Genomic DNA, 20,563 nt, shown 5'->3' with positions numbered 1-20,563 from the left:
CCGGCCGCCATCTGCGAGCGCCCGGCGTTGTGAACGCAGACGAACAGCACGGAGGCGAGCAAGTCGGAGGGCATCGGTTCTTCCTTCGTAACGGGATCAGCAGTGGATCGACAGGCTGTGCGGGACGGGAAAGGTCAGGAGCCCGGCAGGGAGCCGAGCAGTTCGGTGATATGCGTGTCGATCTCGTCGCGGATGGTCCGCACGGCACCGAGCGGAGCGCCGTCCGGGTCAGGGACGGGCCAGTCGAGGTAGCGGCGGTCGGGTACTACTGGGCAGGCGTCGCCGCAGCCCATCGTGATCACGATGTCTGCGGCCTGCACCACCTCGTCGGTCAGCGGCTTGGGGAACGCTGCAGCCATGCTGAGCCCGGACTCCATGAGGACCTGGGCGACGTACGACTCCATGTCTGCGACGGGGTCCGTGCCGGCCGATGGCATGACCACGCGGCCGGCAGCCCGGTGGGCGAGAAGCGCGGCGGCCATCTGCGAGCGGCCGGCGTTGTGACCGCAGACGAACAGCACGCGCGGCAGGCCGCTACCCGGTGCCCCCTGGATGTGGGCAAGCGCATCGAGACGCTCGGTCGCCAGGTGCTCAGCCGGCACGACCAGGTGGGTGTGCACCTTGGCGTGCTCGGCCGGACGCAGGTACGAGTCGACGGGCAGTTTCTGCACGGTCTCCGCAGAGAAGTGGCCCCGGTACCGGGCGGCGAGGCGAACGGCACCGGCCGCCAGACGTTCGTCAGGGAGCAGGGGGAGTGAAGAGGCGGACACGGGAACCCCTTTGGTGGGCCCTACGACTCAGTCCAGGCTGGTATCAGCTTCGGATGATGTGACAGTATCAGCCCATGATGACGTCAGTCGACACTGACCTGATGCGGGTGCTGGCCGACCCGCTCAGGTTCCAGATTGTGACCTTGCTCGCCAAAGAGACGTTGTGCACCACGCACCTGGTGGAGGAGACCGGCGCGAAGCAGACCAACCTCTCCAACCACCTGAAGGTGCTGCGTGAGGCGGGCGTGGTCGAGACGGAACCGTGCGGGCGATGGACGTACTACCGGCTCAGGTCAGACGTCATCGCCTCTCTTGCGGGCCAGTTCGCCGAGTTGGCGGAGACTGCGCGCACCACCGCCGAGAACAACGTCAAGCGGTCCTGCCCCTGATCCCCATCGCCTGCGGCGACTGCACCAAGGAGTCCTGTTGACCGCCACTGGTCCCACCGCCACCACGGAGCCGGCCGCGCCCGCCGCCGAGTCCGTTGCTCCGCAGCCCGCGCCGGAAGCGACTCCACCGCGGACGCCTCTCATCGCCAGGGCTGCGGCCGAGTTCGTCGGTACCGCCGCCCTGGTCGCGGTCGTGGTCGGCTCCGGCATCCAGGCCACCGAACTCACCCGCGATGTCGGCCTGCAACTGCTGGCCAACTCGCTCGCCACCGTCTTCGGCCTCGGCGTCCTGATCACCTTGCTCGGCCCCGTCTCCGGAGCGCACTTCAACCCCGTCGTCACCCTGGCCGAATGGTGGACGGCCCGTCGTGGCGGCGCCGGAGTCACCCTGCGCGAGGCAGCCGTCTACGTTCCGGCCCAGGTTGTCGGTGCGACAGCGGGTGCCGTACTGGCGGATGCGATGTTCGGCGAGCCCCTGGTGAAGTGGTCCACTCACGACCGGTCGGCGGGTCACCTGCTGCTTGGTGAGGTCGTCGCGACTGCCGGTCTGATCCTGCTGATCTTCGGGCTCGCCCGCACCGATCGACTGCGCTTCGCCCCCGTGGCCGTTGCGTCCTATATCGGTGCCGCGTACTGGTTCACCTCCTCCACGTCCTTCGCCAACCCGGCGGTGACCATCGGCCGTGCCGTCACCGACACCTTCGCGGGCATCGCGCCCGGCTCGGTCGCTGCGTTCATCGGCATGCAACTCGTCGGCGCCGTAGTGGGTCTGGCGCTGGTGGTGCTGATCTTCATGCCGGGCCGCGCCGCGTCGGAACAGCCCGTCGCATGACGCAGACGCCTCAGGTTGTGGTGATCGGCGGCTGGACCGGGCTCGCCGCCGGAACCCGCCTACGCCGTCCGGGCGGCGTGTGAATCTCCGCCCGGGTGCGCTCCAGTTCGGCACAGATCGCCTGCCGGTCGCCCCGACTCGCGCTCTCCATGCCTGCCCCCCTTGCCCGGCAGGTCAGTCGACTCGCGCCAGGAACTGTCCCATCGCAGCCACCACCGACGGCTCCACCCGGTAGTAGACCCATGTGCCGCGCCGCTCGGAGGTGAGCAGCCCGGCCTCCTTGAGCTTCTTGAGGTGGTGGGAGACGGTCGGCTGCGAGACGCCGACGTCGGAGATGTCGCACACACAGGCCTCGCCGCCCTCGTGCGAGGCGACCTGCGAGAAGAGCCGCAGGCGCACCGGGTCGCCGAGTGCCTTGAACATACGGGCGGTCCGCTCGGCCTCCCCGGCGGTCAAGGGCCGCTCGGTCAGTGGCGGGCAGCACGGCACCACGGACTCGGGAGCTTCAGGCTCCAGCAGCGGTAGCACCTTCGTATTCGACATACGTCTATGTTTACATACGTCGAACCAGTGAGGCGAGGAGCGGGGGGCCTGGTTCCGGGCCAGGTGGCGGGTCAGGCGGCGGGCCCGTACGCCTTCAGGCCCACAGGCTCCAGTCCCTGCTTGCGCAAGGCCCTCCGCGGCCAAGCCTGACTGGCCGCCTCCGATCACCGCCACATCGGTGTTTCCCATGACCCCACTCACCGATTCGATGTGTGTCTATGTTGACGCTTATCGAATCAGCTGCCATGCTGGGCGAACAGGAGATCGACGAATGTCGAAGCAAAGGGGAATCTCGTGAGCGCGCCCGCCACCGGTCAGCTGCCCGTCGTGGTCATCGGAGCCGGCCCCATCGGCCTGGCAGCCGCTGCCCACCTCGTCGAACGCGGCATTGAACCGCTGGTCCTGGAGGCCGGTCCGGCCGCCGGCAGCGCCGTGCGCGACTGGGCTCACGTGCGCCTCTTCTCCCCCTGGGCTGAGGTCACCGACCCGGCCGCCGAGAAGCTGCTGGCCCCCGCCGGCTGGGTTCGCCCCGACGGAGCGACGTACCCCACCGGCGGTGACTGGGCCGAGCAGTACCTCCAGCCGCTCGCCGACGCCCTGGGCGACAAGGTCCGTTACGGCACCACGGTGACCGGCGTCGCCCGCGCAGGCCGTGACCGCATCGTCGACTCGGGCCGTGACGAACAGCCCTTCACCGTGCACCTCCGACTGCCTGACGGCCGCGAGGAGCGGCTTGCCGCCCGCGCCGTCATCGACGCTTCGGGCACCTGGAGCACTCCCGGCCCGATGGGTGCGAACGGTCTGCCCGCCCTCGGTGAGAACGCGTCAGCCGACCGCATCTCCTATCGCGTCCCGGATCTCGAGGATCCGGCCGTCCGGGCCCGCTACGGGGGCAAGCGCACCGCAGTCGTCGGTTCCGGTGCCTCTGCCTTCACCACGCTGGCCTACCTCGCCGAACTGGCCAAGGAGGAGAAGGGCACGCACGCGGTGTGGATCCTGCGCCGAGGCATTGGCGCGGACACTTACGGCGGCGGCGAGGCCGATCAGCTTCCGGCCCGCGGCGCCCTGGGCCTGCGTGCGAAAGCCGCGGTGGAGAACGGATACGCCAGCGCAGCCACCGGCTTCCGTACCGAGGCCGTCGAGCGCGACGCCGACGGCCGCTTGATCATCGTCGCCGAGGACGGGCGCCGGCTCGACCCCGTTCACGAGATCATCGTGCTGACCGGCTTCCGCCCGGACCTCTCCTTCCTGTCCGAGGTCCGCCTCGGCCTCGACGAGCGTCTCCAGGCCCCGACCGCGCTGGCCCCGCTCATCGACCCGAACGTGCACTCATGCGGGACGGTCTACCCCCACGGCGTGAACGAACTCTCCCACCCGGAACGGGACGTCTACCTGGTCGGCATGAAGTCCTACGGCCGCGCGCCCACGTTCCTCGCCATGACCGGCTACGAGCAAGTCCGTTCCATCACCGCCGCGATCGCCGGAGACCGCGAGGCTGCTGAACGCGTCGAGCTGACCCTCCAGGAGACCGGCGTGTGCGGCGGCGCGGGCCTGTTCGACGACCCCGACGCCGCCCAGGGCAGCGCGGGCGGCGGCTGCTGTGCCGCCCCGACCACCCTGCAGATCGGCATCGGCGCCCCGGTCTCATCCGGCGGCTGCTGAGTTCCCATCCCTTCGAGCAGGAGGCCCGCCATGTCCCGCGTTCAACTCGCACTCCACGTCCCGGACCTCGACGCGTCCATCGCCTTCTACAGCAAGCTGTTCGGCACCGAGCCCGCCAAACTCCGTGACGGCTACGCCAACTTCGCCATCGCCGAGCCCCCGCTCAAGCTCGTCCTGATCGAAGGCACCGCAGGCGAGCCCACCCACCTGGACCACCTCGGGGTCGAAGTCGGAACCACCGAGGCCGTCCACGCCGCCACCACCCGCCTGAGCGAGGCGGGCCTCGCCACAACGGAGGAGAACGACACCACCTGCTGCTACGCGCTCCAGGACAAGGTCTGGGTCCACGGCCCCGGCCAGGAACCCTGGGAGGTGTACGTGGTCAAGGCCGACGCCGACACCCTGGCCAAGCAGCAGGGCAGCACCTGCTGCACGAGCGCGGCCGACGCCGACGCCGACGCCGAGGAGCCGGCGGCGGCGAGCGGCTGCTGCTGATCCGCTCGTGACGAACCTCCGCGCCAGCGAGGCCGTGACCGGAACGGGGGACCGGTCACGGCCTCGCGCCGCCCTGCACGCCCTGTGCATCACACAGATCACCAGCTGGGGAACCGTGTACTACGCCTTCCCAGTCCTGAACCCCCGGATCACCGCCGCCACAGGCTGGTCGGCGACCGCCACCACCGCTGCTTTCTCCGGCGCACTGCTGGTCTCGGCTCTCGCCTGCATCCCCGTCGGTCGCGTCCTCGACCGCCGCGGCCCACGCGCCGTCATGACCACCGGCTCCGTCCTGGATGGTCTCTTCACCGGCGACGACCTGCCATCTTCTCGAGCCGGGCGATGCGCTCCGCCATCGGTGGGTGTGTGGAGAACATCTTGGAGAGTCCCTGCCCCGGGCGGAAGGGGTTCGCGATCATCATGTGGCTCGCGGTCTCGATCCGGGGCTCGGGGGGCAGCGGGAGCTGCTTGGTGCCCGCGTCCAGCTTGCCCAGGGCGCTGGCGAGGGCGAGCGGATCGCCGGTGAGCTGGGCGCCCGAGGCGTCCGCCTCGTACTCCCTGGAGCGGCTGATGGCCAGTTGGATGAGGCTGGCGGCGAGCGGGCCCAGGATCATGATCAGCAGCAGGCCGAGCAGGCCCGGGCCGTCGTCGTCGTCCGAGCGGCCGATCGGGATCAGCCAGGCGAAGTTGACCAGGAACATGATCACGGAGGCCAGGGCGCCGGCGACAGACGAGATGAGGATGTCGCGGTTGTAGACATGGCTGAGCTCGTGGCCGATGACGCCGCGCAGCTCGCGTTCGTCCAGGATGCGCAGGATGCCTTCCGTGCAACACACGGCGGCGTTGCGCGGGTTGCGGCCCGTCGCGAACGCATTGGGGGCCTCCGTCGGCGAGATGTACAGGCGCGGCATGGGCTGGCGGGCCTGGGTGGAGAGGTCGCGGACCATGCGGTACAGGGCGGGGGCCTCGAACTCGCTGACCGGCCGGGCGCGCATCGCGCGTAGCGCCAGCTTGTCGCTGTTCCAGTACGCGTACGCGTTGGTGCCGAGCGCGACGAGAACCGCGACGATCAGGCCCGTCCGGCCGAAGAAGCTGCCGATGACGATGATGAGTGCGGACAGTCCCCCGAGGAGTACTGCGGTCCTGAGCCCGTTGTGCCGGCGGTGCACGGTACGCCCTCCAAGTCGTGCAGCAGGGGAACCCTTTGCTTGGTGATCGCTTGTCGGTCTGCGAAGCCACTGGTGTGGTGGTGTCACGTCCAGTGGACCCTCCCGCTCTGGTCAACGCCAGGCGGCGGCCGCGAGTTCCCTTGTGCGTGCGGCGGTGCGGGTCGGCCGTCCGGGTGAGCGTGCTCGGAACAGGCCGGAGCGCGTTCAGAACAGGCCGGAGCGCGTTCAGAACAGGCCGGTGGCGGCGAAGCGCAGGACCAGCTGAGGTGCTCCGGACAGGGCGATACCGATGACGCCAGTGAGGGTGATCGCGGCCGTCAGGGGGGCCGGGACGCGGTGTGTGGCGGGTGCGCCTTCCGGGGCGCGGAACAGCAGGGCCGTCCACTGGAGGTAGTAGAAGAGCGCGATCACGACGTTGACCGCCATGACGACGGCGAGCCAGCCGAGGCCGGCGTCGACCGCCGCCGAGAAGACGGTGACCTTCGCGAAGAGGCCGATGATGCCCGGCGGCAGTCCGGCGAGGCACAGCAGGAAGAAGGCCAGGAGCAGGGCGGTCAGCGGGTTCGAGGCGTACAGGCCGCGGTAGTCCGCGATGCGGTTGAGGGTCTTCGTACGGCCCACCAGTGCGGCCACCGCGAAGGCGCCGAGGTTCACGGCGGCGTACATGAGGGCGTAGGCGACGGTGGAGCCGATCGCCTTCGGGGCGTCCTTGGAGTATCCGGCGGCAGCGATCGGTACCAGGAGGTAGCCGGCCTGTCCGACGGAGGACCAGGCGAGCAGTCGTACGGCGCTGTACGCGCGCGTGGCCTGCTGGCGCAGGGCGCCGACGTTGCCGACGGTCATGGTGAGGGCGGCCAGTGCGGCGAGCGCCGGACCCCAGACGTCGGAGTACGACGGGAAGGCGACGACGGTGACGAGGATGAGGCCGGAGAAACCGACCGCCTTGCCGACGACCGACAGGTAGGCGGCGACGGGCAGGGGCGCTCCCACGTAGGTGTCGGGCACCCAGAAGTGGAAGGGGACGGCGGCCGTCTTGAAGGCGAAGCCGACGAGGGTAAGGACGACGCCGGTCTGGGCGAGGGTGTGGAGCTGCCCGTCGACGTGCTGGATGCGGTCGGCGACCTGGGTGAGGTAGAGGGTGCCCGTCGAGGCGTACACGAAGCTGATGCCCATGAGGCTCACCGCGGTGGCGGTGACGGACGACAGGAAGAACTTCAGGGCCGCTTCGGAGGACCTGCGGTCGCCGTGCCGGATGCCGACGAGGGCGAAGGCGGGCAGGGAGGCAACTTCCAGGGCCACGATCAGGGTGGCGAGGTCGCGGGAGGCGGGCAGGAGGGCGGCGCCCGCGGCAGAGGAGAGCAGCAGGAACCAGAACTCCCCTTCGGGGAGCCTGCGGCGGCCGTCCTTCAGGGCGGTGACCGACAGGAGGGCGGCGAGGAGTGCGCCGCCGAGGACGAGGAACTGGATGACGAGGGTGAAGCGGTCGGCGGTGTAGCTGCACACGCGCGTGTCGCCGGTCAGGCAGAAGGTGCTGCGGTCGCCGTCCAGGAGAGGCAGCAGAAGAAGGGCCGAGACGGCCAGGCCCGCGACGGAGACCCAGCCCAGGACAGCCTTCTTGGCGTCGGGCACGAACAGGTCGGCGACGAGGACGACGAGTCCGACGACCGCCGTCGCGGTGGGCGGGGCGATGGCGAGCCAGTCGATGGACTGGACTACCGACTGGGCCACGGGCTGGGCCAGGGCGCTCATCGGGTGCCTCCTGCGAGGAGCTGCTGCACGGCCGGGTCGGTCAGGCCCAGGAGGGCCCTGGGCCACAGGCCGGCGACGACGGTGAGGGCGACGAGCGGGGTCCAGGCCGCGAACTCGTACGTATGGACGTCCGCGAGCCTCGGAGCCTGCTGCGGTACGGCGCCCATGCAGACGCGGCGGACCACGATCAGCAGGTACGCGGTCGTCAGCAGGGTGCCGAACGCGGCGATGGCCATGAAGGTGAGGAACGCGGGGCGGCTGAGGTCGTTGGCGGGGTCGAACGCGCCGAAGAGGGCCAGCATCTCGCCCCAGAACCCGGCGAGTCCGGGCAGGCCGAGCGAGGCGACCGCGGCGAACGCCAGCAGGCCGCCCAGGCGCGGGGCCTTGCCGTACAGCGCGGCGCCCGTCTCCTCGGCCAGCGCGTCCAGGTCGGTGGTGCCCGTGCGGTCCTTGAGGGCGCCGACCAGGAAGAACAGGAGGCCGGTGATGAGGCCGTGGGCGATGTTGGCGAACAGGGCGCCGTTCACGCCGGTCGGGGTCATGGTGGCGATGCCCAGGAGGACGAAGCCCATGTGGCCGACGGAGGAGTAGGCGATGAGGCGCTTGAGGTCACCCTTCGCCCCCTGCTTGGCGAGGGCCAGGCAGGCGAGGGATCCGTAGATGATGCCGACCACGGCGAAGGCGGCGAGGTACGGCGCGAAGGTGCGGAAGCCGTCCGGCGCAACCGGCAGCAGGATCCGGACGAACCCGTACGTACCCATCTTCAGCAGGACACCGGCCAGCAGGACCGAGCCCACGGTCGGCGCGGCAGTGTGCGCGTCCGGCAGCCAGCTGTGCAGCGGCCACATCGGCGTCTTGACCGCGAGCCCGATCCCGATCGCCAGAACGGCGATGACCTGCACGGATGTGGTCAGAGACCGGCCGTTGTCAGTGGCGAGTGCCACCATGTCGAACGTGCCCGCCTTGATTCCGATCAGGAGCAGGCCGAGCAGCATGACGACGGATCCGAGCAGTGTGAACAGGATGAACTTCCAGGCAGCCTGGGTCCGGCCCGCGCCGCCCCAGCGGGCGATGAGGAAGTACATCGGGATGAGCACCATCTCGAACGCGAGGAAGAAAAGCAGCAGGTCGAGGACGGCGAAGGTAGCGAGCGTGCCGGACTCGAGAGCGAGCAGCAGGGCCACAAAGGCCTTCGGGGTGGGGCCCGCGGGCGGCTTGAAGTACGAGTAGAGCGCGCACAGGAAGGTCAGCAGCGCGGTCAGGACCAGAAGGGGGAGGGAGATGCCGTCGATGCCGAGGTGGATCCGCACGTCGAGTGCGGGGATCCAGCTGATGTCGGTCGTGGCCTGCATCTTCGACGGATGGTCGTGGTCGAAGCCCAGTGCCAGGACGATCGCGGCGACGAGAATCGCGCCGGTCATGGTCACGCCGTGCCGCAGCACGGCCTGCTCCGGTGACTTCCCCTTCAGTCCGGGCGGGGCGGGCAGGAGGGCGGCGACGGCCCCGAGGAGCGGGCCGACGACGACGAATGCCAGAAGGAACTGCATCACGGACTCGTTGATATCGATCACGCCTGCTCACGCTCCCGTGGCGACGAGGACGACGGCGACCGCGAGGACGACGGTGCCGGCGAGCAGCGCGCTCACATAGGTCTGCACATTGCCTGTCTGGGCGCGTCGTACGGCGGCCCCGAACAGGCGGGGCAGCGCGGCCGCGCCGCGGACGTAGGTGTCGACGACCTCACGGTCGAGAAACCGGACGAGACTCGCTCCAGCCTGAACCGGGCGGACGAACAGAACTGTGTACACGGCGTCCAGGTGGAAGCCGACGGCCGCGTGCCGGTGCAGCGGGCCGAGCAGCAGCCGGCCGGGGTCGGCCGGGTCGGGTGCGTAGGCCACGTCCCCGTACGCCGGTTCGTGGCTCGCGATGGCCTCCTCCTCGACGAGTCCGCCGTCGGCCTCCGGGTGGGCGGCGACAGCGCCCAGAGGGATACCGGCCGCGAGTGCGGTGGTGTGCCGCCAGGCTCCGTAGGTGAGGATGCCGCCGACGAGGGCCACGCCCGTGCCGAGCACGGAGGTGGTGAGGGTCGGGGTGAGGTCGTGGCCGTCGAACCAGTCGGGCAGGGAGCGGTAGGCGAGTCCGCCGAAGCCGAGTGACGGGACGGCGAGCGCCCACAGCACCACGGTCATGGACAGGGGCTGCCTGCCGTGGTCGGGGGCTTCGGCGCCCCGGCCGCGGAAGGCGAGCAGCCACAGGCGGGTGGCGTAGGCGGCGGTGAGGAGGGCCGTGAGCAGCCCGGAGACAAGGACGATCCAGCCCGCGCCGCCGGGGACGTGCTCGGTGTGACCGGTGGCGGTGTGCTCGGCGGCGCCGAGGACGGACTCCTTGGAGAAGAAGCCGCTGAACGGCGGGATCGCGGCGAGCGCGAGGAGCGCCACGGTCATCGTCCAGTAGGCGTCGGGGACCCGGTCCCGCAGGCCGCTCATACGGGACATGGCGGCCAGTGAGTTGGTGCCGGCGGCGTGGATGATCACGCCGGCCGCGAGGAACAGCAGGGCCTTGAAGGCGCCGTGCGAGAGGAGGTGGAAGACGGCGGCACCGCGGTCGCCCACGGCGAGGGCACCGGTCATGTAGCCGAGCTGGCCGATCGTCGAGTAGGCGAGGACGCGTTTGATGTCGTCCTGGGCGAGGGCGGCGAGGCCGGAGCCGACCATCGTGATGGCGGCCATGAGGGCGAGGACGACCATCGCGGCCGAGGAGGCCTGGAAGACGGGAAGGAGCCGGGCGACGAAGTAGACACCGGCGGCGACCATCGTCGCGGCGTGGATCAGCGCGGAGACCGGAGTGGGGCCCGCCATCGCGTCGGGGAGCCAGGTGTGCAGCGGGAACTGCGCCGACTTGCCGGCGACGCCCGCCAGGAGCAGCAGGGCGATCAAGGTCGGATGATCGAGTCCGCCGCTCGCGACGGTGCCGAGGACTCGCGTGATCTCGAAGGACCCGGCGTCGGTGGCGAGCGCGAACAGGCCGATCAGGAAGGGGACGTCGCCGAGCTTGGTGACCAGGAAGGCCTTGATGGAGGCGGCGCGGGCCTCTGGGGTCTCCCAGTAGTGGCCGACCAGGAAGTAGGAGCAGATGCCCATGACTTCCCAGCCGACCAGCAGCACGATCAGGTCGCCGGAGTAGACGACCAGGAACATCGCGGAGGTGAACAGGGAGACGAGGGCCGCGTACGACGGGTAGCGCGGATCGTCGCGCAGATAGCCCGTCGAGTAGATCTGCACGCAGGTGGCCACGACGCCGACCAGGACGGCGACCAGGGCGGCGAAGCCGTCGATGTGCAGGGAGAGTTCGATCGGGATCGAGCCGGTGGGGGTGAGCTCGGTGGCCGAGTCGATCGCCGTGCCGCCGCCCTGGTCCGCGGCGACCGTCGCCGCCAGCGCCAGTGCGGCGAGGGTCGGCACAACGGCGAGCGGGCGGACGAAGCCGGGGGCCGTGCGGCCGAGCAGCAGCCCGGCGACGGCGGCGAGGAACGGCAGGAGGGGGACGAGGACGGCGAGGGTGGTCGTGGTCACGCGGTGGCCTCAGCCTTCTCGGCCGCGGTGGCGTCGCCGGGGCCGTCGCTCTCGTGGCCCTCGGCCGTGTCGCGGAGCTTGTCGATGTCGGAGGTGCCGCGGTTGCGGTAGACGGCGAGGACGATCGCCAGGCCGATGCCGATCTCGGCGGCGGCGATGGCGATGGTGAACAGGGTCAGGGCCTGACCGGAGTGCAGGGTCTCCCGGGCGGCCTTGCTGAGCCAGACGTCGAAGGCGACCAGGTTGAGGTTGACGGCGTTGAGCATCAGCTCGACCGACATGAGCACGAGGATGGCGTTGCGGCGGGCGAGGACGCCGTACAGGCCAGTGGAGAAGAGGAGGGCGGAGAGTACGGCGGGATAGGCGAGGTGCATCAGCGGGCGCCTTCCTGCTCGGCCGGGCTCTTTCCCTCGATGGGGTGATTCCGGGAATCCGGGACGGATGGGGAACCACCGGTCCCGGCTCGGGAGTTCACAGGGGGAGGGCTCGTCTCCGCCTTCGCCTTGCGGGACAGGACGATCGCGCCGACCAGGGCAGCGAGGAGGAGGACGGAGAGCGCCTCGAAGGGGAGGACCCAGTTCTGGAAGAGGCTCTCGCCGGTGACCTTGGTGGAGCCGGCGGCGGCGCCGCCCAGGTCGATCCAGGTCGTGCGGAAGGCGTCGACGACCACCCAGACCAGGGCGGCAGCGGCGGCGACGGCCACGGTGAGGGCGGCCCAGCGGTTGCCGGAGTCGGCGTCCGGGGAGCGGCCGATGGGGGCCTTGGTGAGCATCAGACCGAACAGAAGGAGGACGACGACGGAACCGACGTAGATCAGGACCTGCACCCAGGCGATGAACTCGGCGGTGAGCAGGAGGTATTCGACGGCGAGGCCGCCGAGGGTGACCACGAGCCAGAGGGCGGCGTGCACCAGCTGCCGGGTGGTGACGGTGACCAGGGCGGCACCGAAGCTGACCAGACCGACGAGAAGGAAGGCGATCTCGACACCGGTCGGGGACAGGAAGCCGTGGGTCGCGCCGGCGGCGGTGGCCGTGAGAGCGCGGTGGGCCGCGTCGGCGGTGGGCGTGGCGAGGGCTGTGGAGGCGGCTGCGGCGAGGATCACGACTGTCCCTCCTGCGGTTCGGCCTGTGCTGCCGCGAGCTTCTCTGCGGTCTTGCGGGCGGCGGCGATCTCCTTGGGCTCCTCCGCGCCGGGATCGAGGGCGGGCGGAGCCGGGACCGTCCACATCCACTCGCGCAGCTTGTCGCGTTCGTGGGTGAGTTCGCGGATGTCGGTCTCTGCGTACTCGAACTCGGGGGACCAGAACAGGGCGTCGAAAGGACAGACCTCGATGCAGATACCGCAGTACATGCACAGGGAGAAGTCGATGGCGAAGCGGTCGAGGACGTTGCGGCTGCGCTCGCGGCCGCCCGGCGTCACCGCGGGGACCGTCTCCTTGTGGGAGTCGATGTAGATGCACCAGTCGGGGCACTCGCGGGCACAGAGCATGCAGACCGTGCAGTTCTCCTCGAACAGGCCGATCACACCGCGGGTGCGGGGCGGGAGGTCGGGCTGGACGTCCGGGTACTGCTGGGTGACCGTCTTCCTCGTCATCGTGCGGAGGGTGACGGCCAGGCCCTTGGCGAGGCCACTGCCAGGAATGGGGGCCATGGTTACTGGATCACCACCTTGACGACGCCGGTGAGGGCGATCTGAGCGAGAGAAAGGGGGACGAGGAGGGTCCAGGAGAGTTTCTGCAGCTGGTCCTCGCGCAGCCGGGGATAGGTGACGCGCAGCCAGATGACGACGAACGCGAGGATCGCGGTCTTCAGCAGGGTCCACACCCACCCGAGGCCCTCGGCGCCCCAGGGGCCGTGCCAGCCGCCCAGGAAGAGGACGGTGGTCAGGCCGCACAGGACGATGATCCCGGCGTACTCGGCGAGCAGGAACAGGGCGAAGCGCAGGCCGGTGTATTCGGTGTATGCGCCGAAGATGATCTCCGAGTCGGCGACGGGCATGTCGAAGGGCGGGCGCTGGAGTTCGGCGAGACCGGCGACGAAGAAGACGATCGCGCCGATGATCTGCCAGGGCAGCCACCACCAGTGGAAGGCGTCGACGATGCCGGGCAGGGAGACCGTTCCGGCGGCCATCGCCACGGAGGCGGCGGCGAGGAGCATCGGGAGTTCGTAGGCGAGGAGTTGGGCGGCGGTGCGCAGGCCGCCGAGGAGGGAGAACTTGTTGGCGCTGGCCCAGCCGGCCATGAGCGAGCCGAGGACGCCGACGCCCATCACCGCGAGCGCGAAGAAGACGCCCGCGTCGAGGACCTGGCCGACCGCGCCCTCGCCGGGGCCGATCGGGATGGCGAGGAGGACGAGGAGGTACGGGAGGAGGGCGACGGCGGGGGCGAGTTGGAAGATACGGCGGTCCGCGCCCGCCGGGACGACGTCTTCCTTCTGCGCGAACTTCACGCCGTCCGCGATGAGTTGGGCCCAGCCGTGGAAGCCGCCGGCGTACATCGGGCCGAGGCGGCCCTGCATGTGGGCCATCACCTTGTGCTCCGTCTGGCCGACGATGAGCGGGAAGGTGAGGAAGACGACGAAGACGACGAGGAGTCGCAGGGCGACGTCGAGCACGCCGTTCACTGCGGGCCTCCCGCGGGGTTGTTGGGGTTGTCCGGGGTTTCCGGCGCGTTGGTGGGGGTCGGGGCATCCGGCTCCGGCGGATTCGCGTCGGACTCCGTACCGGCCACCGGCGCGGGCGGGGCGAGGGGATCCGTCCCGCTCGACGACGCCGCAGCCGACCGGTCCGGCGAAGGTTCCGTGGCCGATTGTTCCGGTGAAGGCTCCGCGGTCGGCTGCTCTGCCCCAGGCTCCCCGGCCGGCTGACTCGCGCCCGGCTCCTGGGTCGACTGACTCGCTCCCGGTTGACTCGCTCCCGGTTCCGCGGAGGCCTGGCCGGCCCCCGGCTCCGCCGTCGGCCGACCCTCCCCGGGTTCCTCGGCCCGTCGGGTCTCCGTCTCGTCCTCGAAGGCCGGGCGGGCGTGGTGCCAAGGGGCGTCCGATGTGCGGGGTGTCGTGCGGCGTGCCGTCGGTTCGGTGGGGGCGACCGGTTCCGTGGGTTCCGGGGTGGTCGTGTCCTGGGTGCGCTGCGAGGCCGAGCCCTCCGAGGCGCTGCGTGCGCGGCGTGGGCCCGTGGGAGCCGTCGGCTGTGCAGGCGTCGCCCCCTCCGCGCCTTCCGCGCGCTGCGAAGCGGACCCCTGGCTCGCGCTGCGTGCTCGCCGCGGAGTGGCGGCCGCCCCAGAGGCACCCACAGGACCCGCACCCTGACCGGCAGAAGCCCCACCGGCACCGGCGCCCGTACCCGCAGAAGCGCCACCAGCACCAGCAGCGGCACTCTCGGCCCCAGCCCCCTGACTCACCGAGCCCTCGGCGGCAGTACGGGCTCGCCGCACCGGACGCTCCCCGGCCGCCCGACCCGGACGATCGCCGGCTCCTCCGGCCCCGCGCTCCCCAGCCGCACGCTCGCCCGCAGCGCCCGCCCCGCGCACAGGCCGCTCCGCCGCCGCCCGGCCCGTGCCCCGAGGCGGGCGTGCCGGTGCAGGTGGTAGTTGGCCCTTCAGCGGGCCCCACTCGTTCGGGTCCGGGACGCCCGGGGGCAGCATCTGGCGGCGCTTCGGGCCGCCGTGTTCGGATTCGCCCGGTTCCTTGGCACCGGGCCAGGCCTTGGCGACGCGGGCCGCCAGGACGAAGTCCTTGCGGAGGGGATGGCCCTCGAAGGTTTCCGGGAGGAGGAGGTGGTCCAGGGCGGGGTGACCCGTGAAGTCGACGCCGAACATTTCATGGGTCTCACGTTCGTGCCAGGCCGCGCCGGCGTAGACGCCGGTGGCGGAGGGCAGCGAGGGCGCCTCGTGAGGGACCGTCGTGCGCAGCAGCAGACGGCGGACCGGGGACAGGGCGACCACGTGGGCCGTGACGCGGAAGCCCGCGCCCGGTTCGTCGACCGCGCTCAGCCAGTCGAAGTAGGTGCAGGACAGGGTCGTACGCGCCGTCTCCAGCGCTGGGATCCAGGACTGGGGCGACACGTCGACCGTCAGGACCTCGTACGCCTCCTCGGCCGTGGCCTCCGTACCGAAGAGGTCCTCGACGGCGGCGGGGAGCCAGCCGATCGTCGTCGTCATCGCGGGTCCCCCTTCGGGGCCGGGGGCTGCACCAGACCACTCTGGAGGGCGGCGGCCGACGGGCGGACGGTGCCGTACCGCTCCTCCAGGGACTCCCGGGCGATCTTCTCCTGGAGCTTGAGGATCCCCTGGAGCAGCGCCTCAGGGCGCGGCGGGCAGCCGGGGACGTACACGTCGACCGGGATGATCTGGTCGACGCCCTTGGTGACGGAGTAGGAGTCCCAGTACGGGCCGCCGCAGTTGCTGCACGCGCCGAAGGAGATGACGTACTTGGGCTCGGGCATCTGCTCGTAGAGGCGCTTGACCGCGGGCGCCATCTTGTCCGTGACCGTGCCGGAGACGACCATCAGGTCGGCCTGGCGCGGGCCCGGCGCGAAGGGGATGACACCGAGGCGGATGAAGTCGTGCCGGGCCATGGACGCGGCGATGAACTCGATCGCGCAGCAGGCGAGGCCGAAGTTGAAGACCCAGAGCGAGTAGCGGCGGCCCCAGTTCAGGACCACCTTCATGGGCTCGGGGGCGAGGCGCGCCAGCGCCCCCAGCCGCTTCGGCTCGGGAAGCAGCACCGGCTCGGTAGGAGTGGGGGTCACGTCCATGCCAGGACGCCCTTCTTGTATGCGTACAGCAGGCCCACGGCCAGGAACCCGAGGAAGATGAACATCTCCACCAGTGTGGTCCCGCCGTATCCGTGGTCGGCGAAGACCGTCGCCCAGGGGAACAGGAAGATGGAGTCGACCGCGAAGATGACGTACAGGAACGCGTAGACGTAGTAGCGGACCTGCGTGTGTGCCCAGCCCTCGCCCACGGGGTCCACACCGCACTCGTAGGTCAGCAGTTTCTCGGGGGTGGGGACGACCGGCCGCAGCAGCCGGCCGGCACCGAAGGCGACCCCGACGAACAGCACACCTACGAGCGCGAGCAGTCCCACGACCGAATAGGACCGGAAGTAGTCCGCCGCGACGACCACGGTCGAGCCCCCCAACGTCTCCCGCAACGTTCGTCCCTCGCTCCCTGACCCGGTGACCTCAGTGGCCTGGTGAACCCTGTGATGCGACATGATTCGACGATCTGTACGCACGGGAGTCTAGGCCCTGATAAAGAGACGGTAAGCAGCCCGTCTAAAGAGAGGGTAAGCAGCCCGTCGCAGCATGAGTCGAACCGGACTCGTGCCATGCACACGCCATGCACCTGAGGTGTACCGGACTGTGGGACGTGAAGGTGGGGTTTTCCCCCGGTAAACCGGGGCGGCGGACCTCATGGCGCCGGGGCGCGGCGCACGGCACGCTAGCCCATATGACCGCACGCATCCCCATCGCCGGCGCCGTCCGGACCGACGGCGACGACCGCCTGCCGCCACCCCGTTTCGCCTACGACGCGCACACCTGGAGGGAGATCGCGCACCTGCTGGTGAACCTGCCGGTGGCGCTGCTCGGCTTCACATACGTGGTCTCGGTGCTGTTCGTCAGCGGCCTGCTCACGGTGACCGTGATCGGGTTCCCGCTGCTGGCCGGCGCGCTGCTCGGGGCGCGGCAGCTGGGGAAGCTGGAGCGTGCCAGGGCCCGGACGCTGCTCGGCGTGCGGGTGGACGAGCCGAGCCCGCTGCCGCTGGCCAAGGGCGGCGGGCTGCTGCAGCGGCTGTGGCTCGCACTGAAGGACCCGGTGGGCTGGCGGACGCTGCTGTACGACTTCATCCGGCTGCCCTGGGGCATCCTCACCTTCTGCATCGTGCTGACGGGGCTGTTCGTGCTCTGGCCGGTACTGCCGTTCGTCGTGCGGGGTCTGGCGAACGTGGACCGGGTGCTGGTGCGCGGGCTGCTCTCGCCGTCGGACGAGCTGGAGCGCCGGATCGCCGAACTGGAGTCCGACCGCGGGGTCGTCGTCGACACTGCGGCGGCCGACCTGCGGCGCATCGAGCGCGATCTGCACGACGGGGCGCAGGCCCGGCTGGTCAATCTGGCGATGGGACTCGGGCTGGCCAAGGAGAAGCTGATGGAGGACCCCGACTCGGCCGCCGCCATGGTCGAGGAGGCGCACGGCGAGGTGAAGCTGGCCCTCCAGGAGTTGCGCGACCTGGCCCGCGGCATCCACCCCGCCGTCCTGACCGACCGCGGCCTGGACGCCGCGCTGTCCGCCGTCGCCTCCCGCTGCACCGTCCCGGTGAAGGTGACCGCCGACCTGGAGTCCAGACCGGCCGCCGCCATAGAAGGCATCGCCTACTTCACGGTGTCCGAGCTGCTGCAGAACATCAGCAAGCACAGCGGGGCGAGGAGCGCCTCGGTGGACGTGTGGCGGACCGAGAACCGGCTGCTGATCCAGGTCCGGGACGACGGCCGCGGCGGCGCGCGGCTCGACGGCGGCAGCGGCATGCGCGGCCTGGCCGAGCGGCTGGGCGCGGTCGACGGACTGTTCGTCGTCGACTCCCCGGTCGGCGGCCCGACCGTCGTCACCGCCGAACTGCCCTGGCGGGACCGGGCGGAGACCGACCGCAAGGGGTAGGGAAAACCCCCCGCTCGAGACGCCGACGGCCTCCATGGTCCGCGGACCTGCGACGCAGCAGGGTGGAAACACGGCGAGACAGCCGCCTGACGAGGAGAACAGGACGACACCGATGGCCACGGAGTACGGACAGGGGTACGGGCACCGCTACGGACACGACGGTGAGCGCCGCCACCGATTGCCCGCCGCGCTGCGGGCACCGTTCGAGGGGCGCAGCTGGCGGGAGTTCGGCTACATCCTGCTGAGTCTGCCGATCAGCATCCTGCTGTTCACGTACGCCGTCACCATGGTGTCGCTCGGCGCGGGCCTGCTGGTGACCTTCCTCGGCATCCCGGTGCTGGCCGCGGGTCTGGCCGGCTGCCGGGGACTGGGCTCCCTGGAGCGGGCACGGGCGCGCGGGCTGCTCGGCCTGGAGGTGGCCGAGCCGGAGCCGCTGAGGATGCGCAAGCCGGGCGCGATGGCGTGGATGGGCGCGGTCCTCAAGAGCGGCACGTCGTGGCGGCACCTGCTCTACGCGGTGCTGCACTTCCCGTGGGCTGTGTTCTCGTTCGTCGTCGCGGTGAACTTCTGGGCGTACGGCTGGGCGCTGCTGACGTACCCCCTGTGGTTCTGGGTGTTCCCGATGTACGGCGGCCAGGGCGGCCTTCAGCTGTACGGCGACGAGCACCACCAGATCTATCTGGACAACCCCTTCGAGATCACCGTCACGGCGCTGATCGGGCTGCTGTTCACGCTGGCCACGCCCTGGATCCTGCGGGCCCTGACGCTGGTGGACCGGCTGCTGGTGCGCGGGCTGCTCGGACCGTCGCGGCTGGCGACGCGCGTGGTGGAGCTGGAGTCGGACCGCGGGGTCGTGGTCGACACGGCGGCGGCGGACCTGCGGCGCATCGAGCGCGATCTGCACGACGGGGCGCAGGCCCGGCTGGTGGCGCTGGCCATGGATCTGGGGCTCGCCAAGGAGAAGCTGGCGGAGGACCCGCAGACGGCGGCGCGGATGGTGGACGAGGCGCACGGCGAGGTGAAGACGGCGCTCCAGGAACTGCGCGACCTGGCCCGCGGCATCCACCCCGCCGTCCTGACCGACCGCGGCCTGGACGCGGCGCTGTCCGCCGTGGCCTCCCGCTGCACGGTCCCGGTGCAGGTCGAGGTGGACCTGGCGGAACGCCCCGCCCCGGCCATCGAGGGGATCGCCTACTTCACGGTCTCCGAGCTGCTGCAGAACATCAGCAAGCACTCCCGCGCCACGCACGCGTCGGTGGACGTGTGGCGGGTCGAGGACCGGCTGATGCTGCAGGTCATGGACGACGGGGTGGGCGGCGCCGACGTGTCCGCCGGTTCGGGCCTCACGGGCCTGGCCGGCCGGCTCGACGCGGTGGACGGCATCCTGGTGGTGGATTCACCGGCCGGCGGACCCACCCGGGTCACGGCGGAACTGCCCTGGCGCGGTTGAGGGAGCTCCTCGAGCGGCTCCGTGCCGCCGAGGTCCGCGCGAGTGGCCGGCGAGGCCGGGTAAGTGATCGGCAACTCGCCGTCGTCGTCCGAGCCGCATCCGACATCTCACATCACCGCCATTCCCCCCGCCCGGGCGCGGCCCGGCGCGAATGCTGGAATGCTGTACTTCCGTACGGACGGGCACCGTCGGAAGATCGGGCTGTGGGGGGCCGGAGATCGTGGAGGACAGGGTGCGGGTGGTCATCGCCGAGGACTCGGTGCTGCTCAGGGAGGGCCTGACCCGGTTGCTGACCGACCGCGGGCACGACGTGGTGGCAGGGGTCGGGGACGCCGAGGCGCTGATCAAGACCATCGGAGACCTGGACGCGCAGAGCGCGCTGCCGGACGTGGTCGTCGCGGACGTACGGATGCCGCCGACGCACACCGACGAGGGGGTGCGGGCCGCCGTACGGCTGCGCAAGGCGCACCCGGACCTGGGCGTACTCGTGCTGTCGCAGTACGTGGAGGAGCGCTACGCCACCGAACTCCTGGCCGGTTCCAGCCGCGGCGTCGGCTATCTGCTCAAGGACCGGGTCGCCGAGGTGCGGGAGTTCGTCGACGCGGTGGTGCGGGTGGCACAGGGCGGTACGGCCCTGGACCCGGAGGTGGTCGCGCAGTTGCTGGGGCGCAGCCGCAAGCAGGACGTGCTGGCCGGGCTCACCCCGCGCGAGCGGGAGGTGCTGGGGCTGATGGCCGAGGGACGGACGAACTCGGCGATCGCGAAGCAGCTGGTGGTGAGCGACGGCGCCGTCGAGAAGCACGTCAGCAACATCTTCCTGAAGCTCGGGCTTGCCCAGAGCGACGGGGACCATCGGCGTGTTCTGGCCGTCCTCACCTATCTGAACTCGTGAGGGCCCGACACTGTGTCAGCGCCGTACACCACCGAGAACCGGGCAAGGAGCGAGGAGCGCCTCAGAGAAAGCCCCGGGGGGCGAGAAATCATGACAAGTCAGGCGACGGGCCGTCTCAGAATGCCGTCCATCATGCGAATGGCCGAGGGAAGGCGACCCTAACCGACGTAGGGTTGATCCTGGGAAGGTCGGTGGGACGACCACGCCCAGGCAGCCGCCTCGAAGGAGGTCCATTTCAGTGACCAGCCAGGTCAGCAGCGCAGCAGCGGAGCAGGCCGACGGAACCGTCGTGGGAGAGCAGCGCAAACCGGGTGGCGTGAAGGACGTACGCCGTCTGGACCGGGTGATCATCCGGTTCGCGGGGGATTCGGGTGATGGGATGCAGCTC

The 20,563-nt window shown here is 70.6% G+C and carries 20 protein-coding genes and 2 pseudogenes; 8 read left to right on the top strand and 14 right to left on the bottom strand.

The features are described from left to right. Both IEZ19_RS51960 and IEZ19_RS45015 read right to left on the bottom strand, forming a co-directional pair. Positions 1 to 74: pseudogene (locus tag IEZ19_RS51960) on the bottom strand (phosphotyrosine protein phosphatase); the annotation flags it as partial. Positions 75 to 134: 60 nt separating this feature from the next. After that, positions 135 to 770, bottom strand: coding sequence for an arsenate reductase/protein-tyrosine-phosphatase family protein (locus IEZ19_RS45015; protein ID WP_189317186.1), 636 nt, complete (start codon positions 768 to 770; stop codon positions 135 to 137). A 74-nt stretch (positions 771 to 844) separates the two neighbouring features. Here IEZ19_RS45015 and IEZ19_RS45010 point away from each other — a divergent pair, with 74 nt between their 5' ends. Both IEZ19_RS45010 and IEZ19_RS45005 read left to right on the top strand, forming a co-directional pair. Then, the gene (locus IEZ19_RS45010) at positions 845 to 1,159 is read left to right on the top strand and encodes an ArsR/SmtB family transcription factor (protein ID WP_189317185.1); all 315 of its coding nucleotides are present in this window, start codon (positions 845 to 847) and stop codon (positions 1,157 to 1,159) included. A gap of 37 nt (positions 1,160 to 1,196) precedes the next feature. After that, positions 1,197 to 1,991, top strand: coding sequence for an aquaporin (locus IEZ19_RS45005; protein ID WP_189317184.1), 795 nt, complete (start codon positions 1,197 to 1,199; stop codon positions 1,989 to 1,991). Between the two features lie 174 nt (positions 1,992 to 2,165). On the opposite strand, the gene IEZ19_RS45000 is transcribed toward IEZ19_RS45005, so the two are convergent. After that, positions 2,166 to 2,534 (bottom strand): ArsR/SmtB family transcription factor, encoded by a 369-nt coding sequence (locus IEZ19_RS45000; RefSeq protein ID WP_189317183.1) that lies wholly within the window; start codon positions 2,532 to 2,534, stop codon positions 2,166 to 2,168. Positions 2,535 to 2,828: 294 nt separating this feature from the next. On the opposite strand from IEZ19_RS45000, the gene IEZ19_RS44995 reads away from it, so the two are divergent. The 3 genes and pseudogenes from IEZ19_RS44995 to IEZ19_RS51955 form a co-directional block, all read left to right on the top strand. Further along, positions 2,829 to 4,196 (top strand): FAD-dependent oxidoreductase, encoded by a 1,368-nt coding sequence (locus IEZ19_RS44995; protein WP_189317182.1) that lies wholly within the window; start codon positions 2,829 to 2,831, stop codon positions 4,194 to 4,196. Positions 4,197 to 4,226: 30 nt separating this feature from the next. Next, positions 4,227 to 4,691, top strand: a complete 465-nt coding sequence (locus IEZ19_RS44990; protein WP_189317181.1) for an ArsI/CadI family heavy metal resistance metalloenzyme — start codon at positions 4,227 to 4,229, stop codon at positions 4,689 to 4,691. 7 nt (positions 4,692 to 4,698) lie between these two features. Further along, a pseudogene (locus IEZ19_RS51955) lies at positions 4,699 to 4,986 on the top strand (MFS transporter); the annotation flags it as partial. A 10-nt stretch (positions 4,987 to 4,996) separates the two neighbouring features. Here IEZ19_RS51955 and htpX read toward each other — a convergent pair. The 11 genes from htpX to IEZ19_RS44935 form a co-directional block, all read right to left on the bottom strand. Further along, on the bottom strand, positions 4,997 to 5,860 hold the full coding sequence (gene htpX / locus IEZ19_RS44985) for a zinc metalloprotease HtpX (RefSeq protein ID WP_189317180.1): 864 nt from the start codon (positions 5,858 to 5,860) through the stop codon (positions 4,997 to 4,999). Between the two features lie 225 nt (positions 5,861 to 6,085). Continuing rightward, the gene (locus IEZ19_RS44980; protein ID WP_189317179.1) at positions 6,086 to 7,609 is read right to left on the bottom strand and encodes an NADH-quinone oxidoreductase subunit N; all 1,524 of its coding nucleotides are present in this window, start codon (positions 7,607 to 7,609) and stop codon (positions 6,086 to 6,088) included. Beyond that, positions 7,606 to 9,180: an NADH-quinone oxidoreductase subunit M gene (locus tag IEZ19_RS44975; RefSeq protein WP_189317178.1), complete on the bottom strand. Its 1,575-nt coding sequence runs from the start codon at positions 9,178 to 9,180 to the stop codon at positions 7,606 to 7,608. Before IEZ19_RS44975 ends, IEZ19_RS44980 begins: the two co-directional genes overlap by 4 nt. 6 nt (positions 9,181 to 9,186) lie before the next feature. After that, positions 9,187 to 11,181: an NADH-quinone oxidoreductase subunit 5 family protein gene (locus IEZ19_RS44970; protein ID WP_189317177.1), complete on the bottom strand. Its 1,995-nt coding sequence runs from the start codon at positions 11,179 to 11,181 to the stop codon at positions 9,187 to 9,189. Continuing rightward, complete coding sequence (gene nuoK / locus IEZ19_RS44965; protein WP_189317176.1) at positions 11,178 to 11,555, bottom strand: NADH-quinone oxidoreductase subunit NuoK; 378 nt, start codon at positions 11,553 to 11,555, stop codon at positions 11,178 to 11,180. The genes IEZ19_RS44970 and nuoK overlap by 4 nt, the downstream gene beginning before the upstream one ends. Next, complete coding sequence (locus IEZ19_RS44960; RefSeq protein ID WP_373297153.1) at positions 11,555 to 12,283, bottom strand: NADH-quinone oxidoreductase subunit J family protein; 729 nt, start codon at positions 12,281 to 12,283, stop codon at positions 11,555 to 11,557. Before IEZ19_RS44960 ends, nuoK begins: the two co-directional genes overlap by 1 nt. Beyond that, entirely contained in the window at positions 12,280 to 12,831 is a 552-nt protein-coding gene (locus IEZ19_RS44955; protein ID WP_189317175.1) for a NuoI/complex I 23 kDa subunit family protein, read from the bottom strand. Before IEZ19_RS44955 ends, IEZ19_RS44960 begins: the two co-directional genes overlap by 4 nt. Positions 12,832 to 12,833: 2 nt before the next feature. After that, positions 12,834 to 13,802, bottom strand: coding sequence for a complex I subunit 1/NuoH family protein (locus IEZ19_RS44950; protein ID WP_189317174.1), 969 nt, complete (start codon positions 13,800 to 13,802; stop codon positions 12,834 to 12,836). Then, a complete protein-coding gene (locus IEZ19_RS44945) occupies positions 13,799 to 15,337 on the bottom strand; it encodes an NADH-quinone oxidoreductase subunit C (RefSeq protein WP_189317173.1) in 1,539 nt (512 codons plus the stop codon). The genes IEZ19_RS44950 and IEZ19_RS44945 overlap by 4 nt, the downstream gene beginning before the upstream one ends. Then, positions 15,334 to 15,933, bottom strand: a complete 600-nt coding sequence (locus tag IEZ19_RS44940) for an NADH-quinone oxidoreductase subunit B (RefSeq protein ID WP_189317172.1) — start codon at positions 15,931 to 15,933, stop codon at positions 15,334 to 15,336. Before IEZ19_RS44940 ends, IEZ19_RS44945 begins: the two co-directional genes overlap by 4 nt. Then, entirely contained in the window at positions 15,924 to 16,331 is a 408-nt protein-coding gene (locus tag IEZ19_RS44935; protein ID WP_189317171.1) for an NADH-quinone oxidoreductase subunit A, read from the bottom strand. Before IEZ19_RS44935 ends, IEZ19_RS44940 begins: the two co-directional genes overlap by 10 nt. 299 nt (positions 16,332 to 16,630) lie before the next feature. On the opposite strand from IEZ19_RS44935, the gene IEZ19_RS44930 reads away from it, so the two are divergent. The 3 genes from IEZ19_RS44930 (at position 16,631) to IEZ19_RS44920 (ending at position 20,175) form a co-directional block, all read left to right on the top strand. After that, positions 16,631 to 17,833 carry a sensor histidine kinase gene (locus tag IEZ19_RS44930; RefSeq protein WP_189317170.1) on the top strand — a complete coding sequence of 401 codons (1,203 nt, stop codon included), beginning with the start codon at positions 16,631 to 16,633 and terminating at the stop codon, positions 17,831 to 17,833. Between the two features lie 112 nt (positions 17,834 to 17,945). Beyond that, positions 17,946 to 19,283 carry a sensor histidine kinase gene (locus IEZ19_RS44925; protein ID WP_189317169.1) on the top strand — a complete coding sequence of 446 codons (1,338 nt, stop codon included), beginning with the start codon at positions 17,946 to 17,948 and terminating at the stop codon, positions 19,281 to 19,283. A gap of 232 nt (positions 19,284 to 19,515) precedes the next feature. Further along, positions 19,516 to 20,175 carry a response regulator transcription factor gene (locus IEZ19_RS44920; protein WP_189317187.1) on the top strand — a complete coding sequence of 220 codons (660 nt, stop codon included), beginning with the start codon at positions 19,516 to 19,518 and terminating at the stop codon, positions 20,173 to 20,175. Positions 20,176 to 20,563 lie beyond the last annotated feature (388 nt).

Origin of the sequence: Streptomyces brasiliensis, assembly GCF_014647875.1 — a bacterium.
GTDB classification, from domain to species: domain Bacteria; phylum Actinomycetota; class Actinomycetes; order Streptomycetales; family Streptomycetaceae; genus Streptomyces; species Streptomyces brasiliensis.
The sequence above is the reverse complement of the archived record's forward strand: the minus strand, read 5'-3'. Positions and strand labels throughout refer to the sequence as shown.

Bases quoted from the DNA above. Each gene is read 5' to 3' on its own strand.
- IEZ19_RS44990 (WP_189317181.1), top strand. From the start codon at position 4,227: ATGTCCCGCGTTCAACTCGCACTCCACGTCCCGGACCTCGACGCGTCC.
- IEZ19_RS44930 (WP_189317170.1), top strand. From the start codon at position 16,631: ATGACCGCACGCATCCCCATCGCCGGCGCCGTCCGGACCGACGGCGAC.
- IEZ19_RS44955 (WP_189317175.1), bottom strand. From the start codon at position 12,831: ATGGCCCCCATTCCTGGCAGTGGCCTCGCCAAGGGCCTGGCCGTCACC.
- IEZ19_RS44940 (WP_189317172.1), bottom strand. From the start codon at position 15,933: ATGGACGTGACCCCCACTCCTACCGAGCCGGTGCTGCTTCCCGAGCCG.
- IEZ19_RS45010 (WP_189317185.1), top strand. From the start codon at position 845: ATGATGACGTCAGTCGACACTGACCTGATGCGGGTGCTGGCCGACCCG.
- IEZ19_RS44945 (WP_189317173.1), bottom strand. From the start codon at position 15,337: ATGACGACGACGATCGGCTGGCTCCCCGCCGCCGTCGAGGACCTCTTC.
- nuoK (WP_189317176.1), bottom strand. From the start codon at position 11,555: ATGCACCTCGCCTATCCCGCCGTACTCTCCGCCCTCCTCTTCTCCACT.
- IEZ19_RS44925 (WP_189317169.1), top strand. From the start codon at position 17,946: ATGGCCACGGAGTACGGACAGGGGTACGGGCACCGCTACGGACACGAC.
- IEZ19_RS45000 (WP_189317183.1), bottom strand. From the start codon at position 2,534: ATGTCGAATACGAAGGTGCTACCGCTGCTGGAGCCTGAAGCTCCCGAG.
- IEZ19_RS44980 (WP_189317179.1), bottom strand. From the start codon at position 7,609: ATGAGCGCCCTGGCCCAGCCCGTGGCCCAGTCGGTAGTCCAGTCCATC.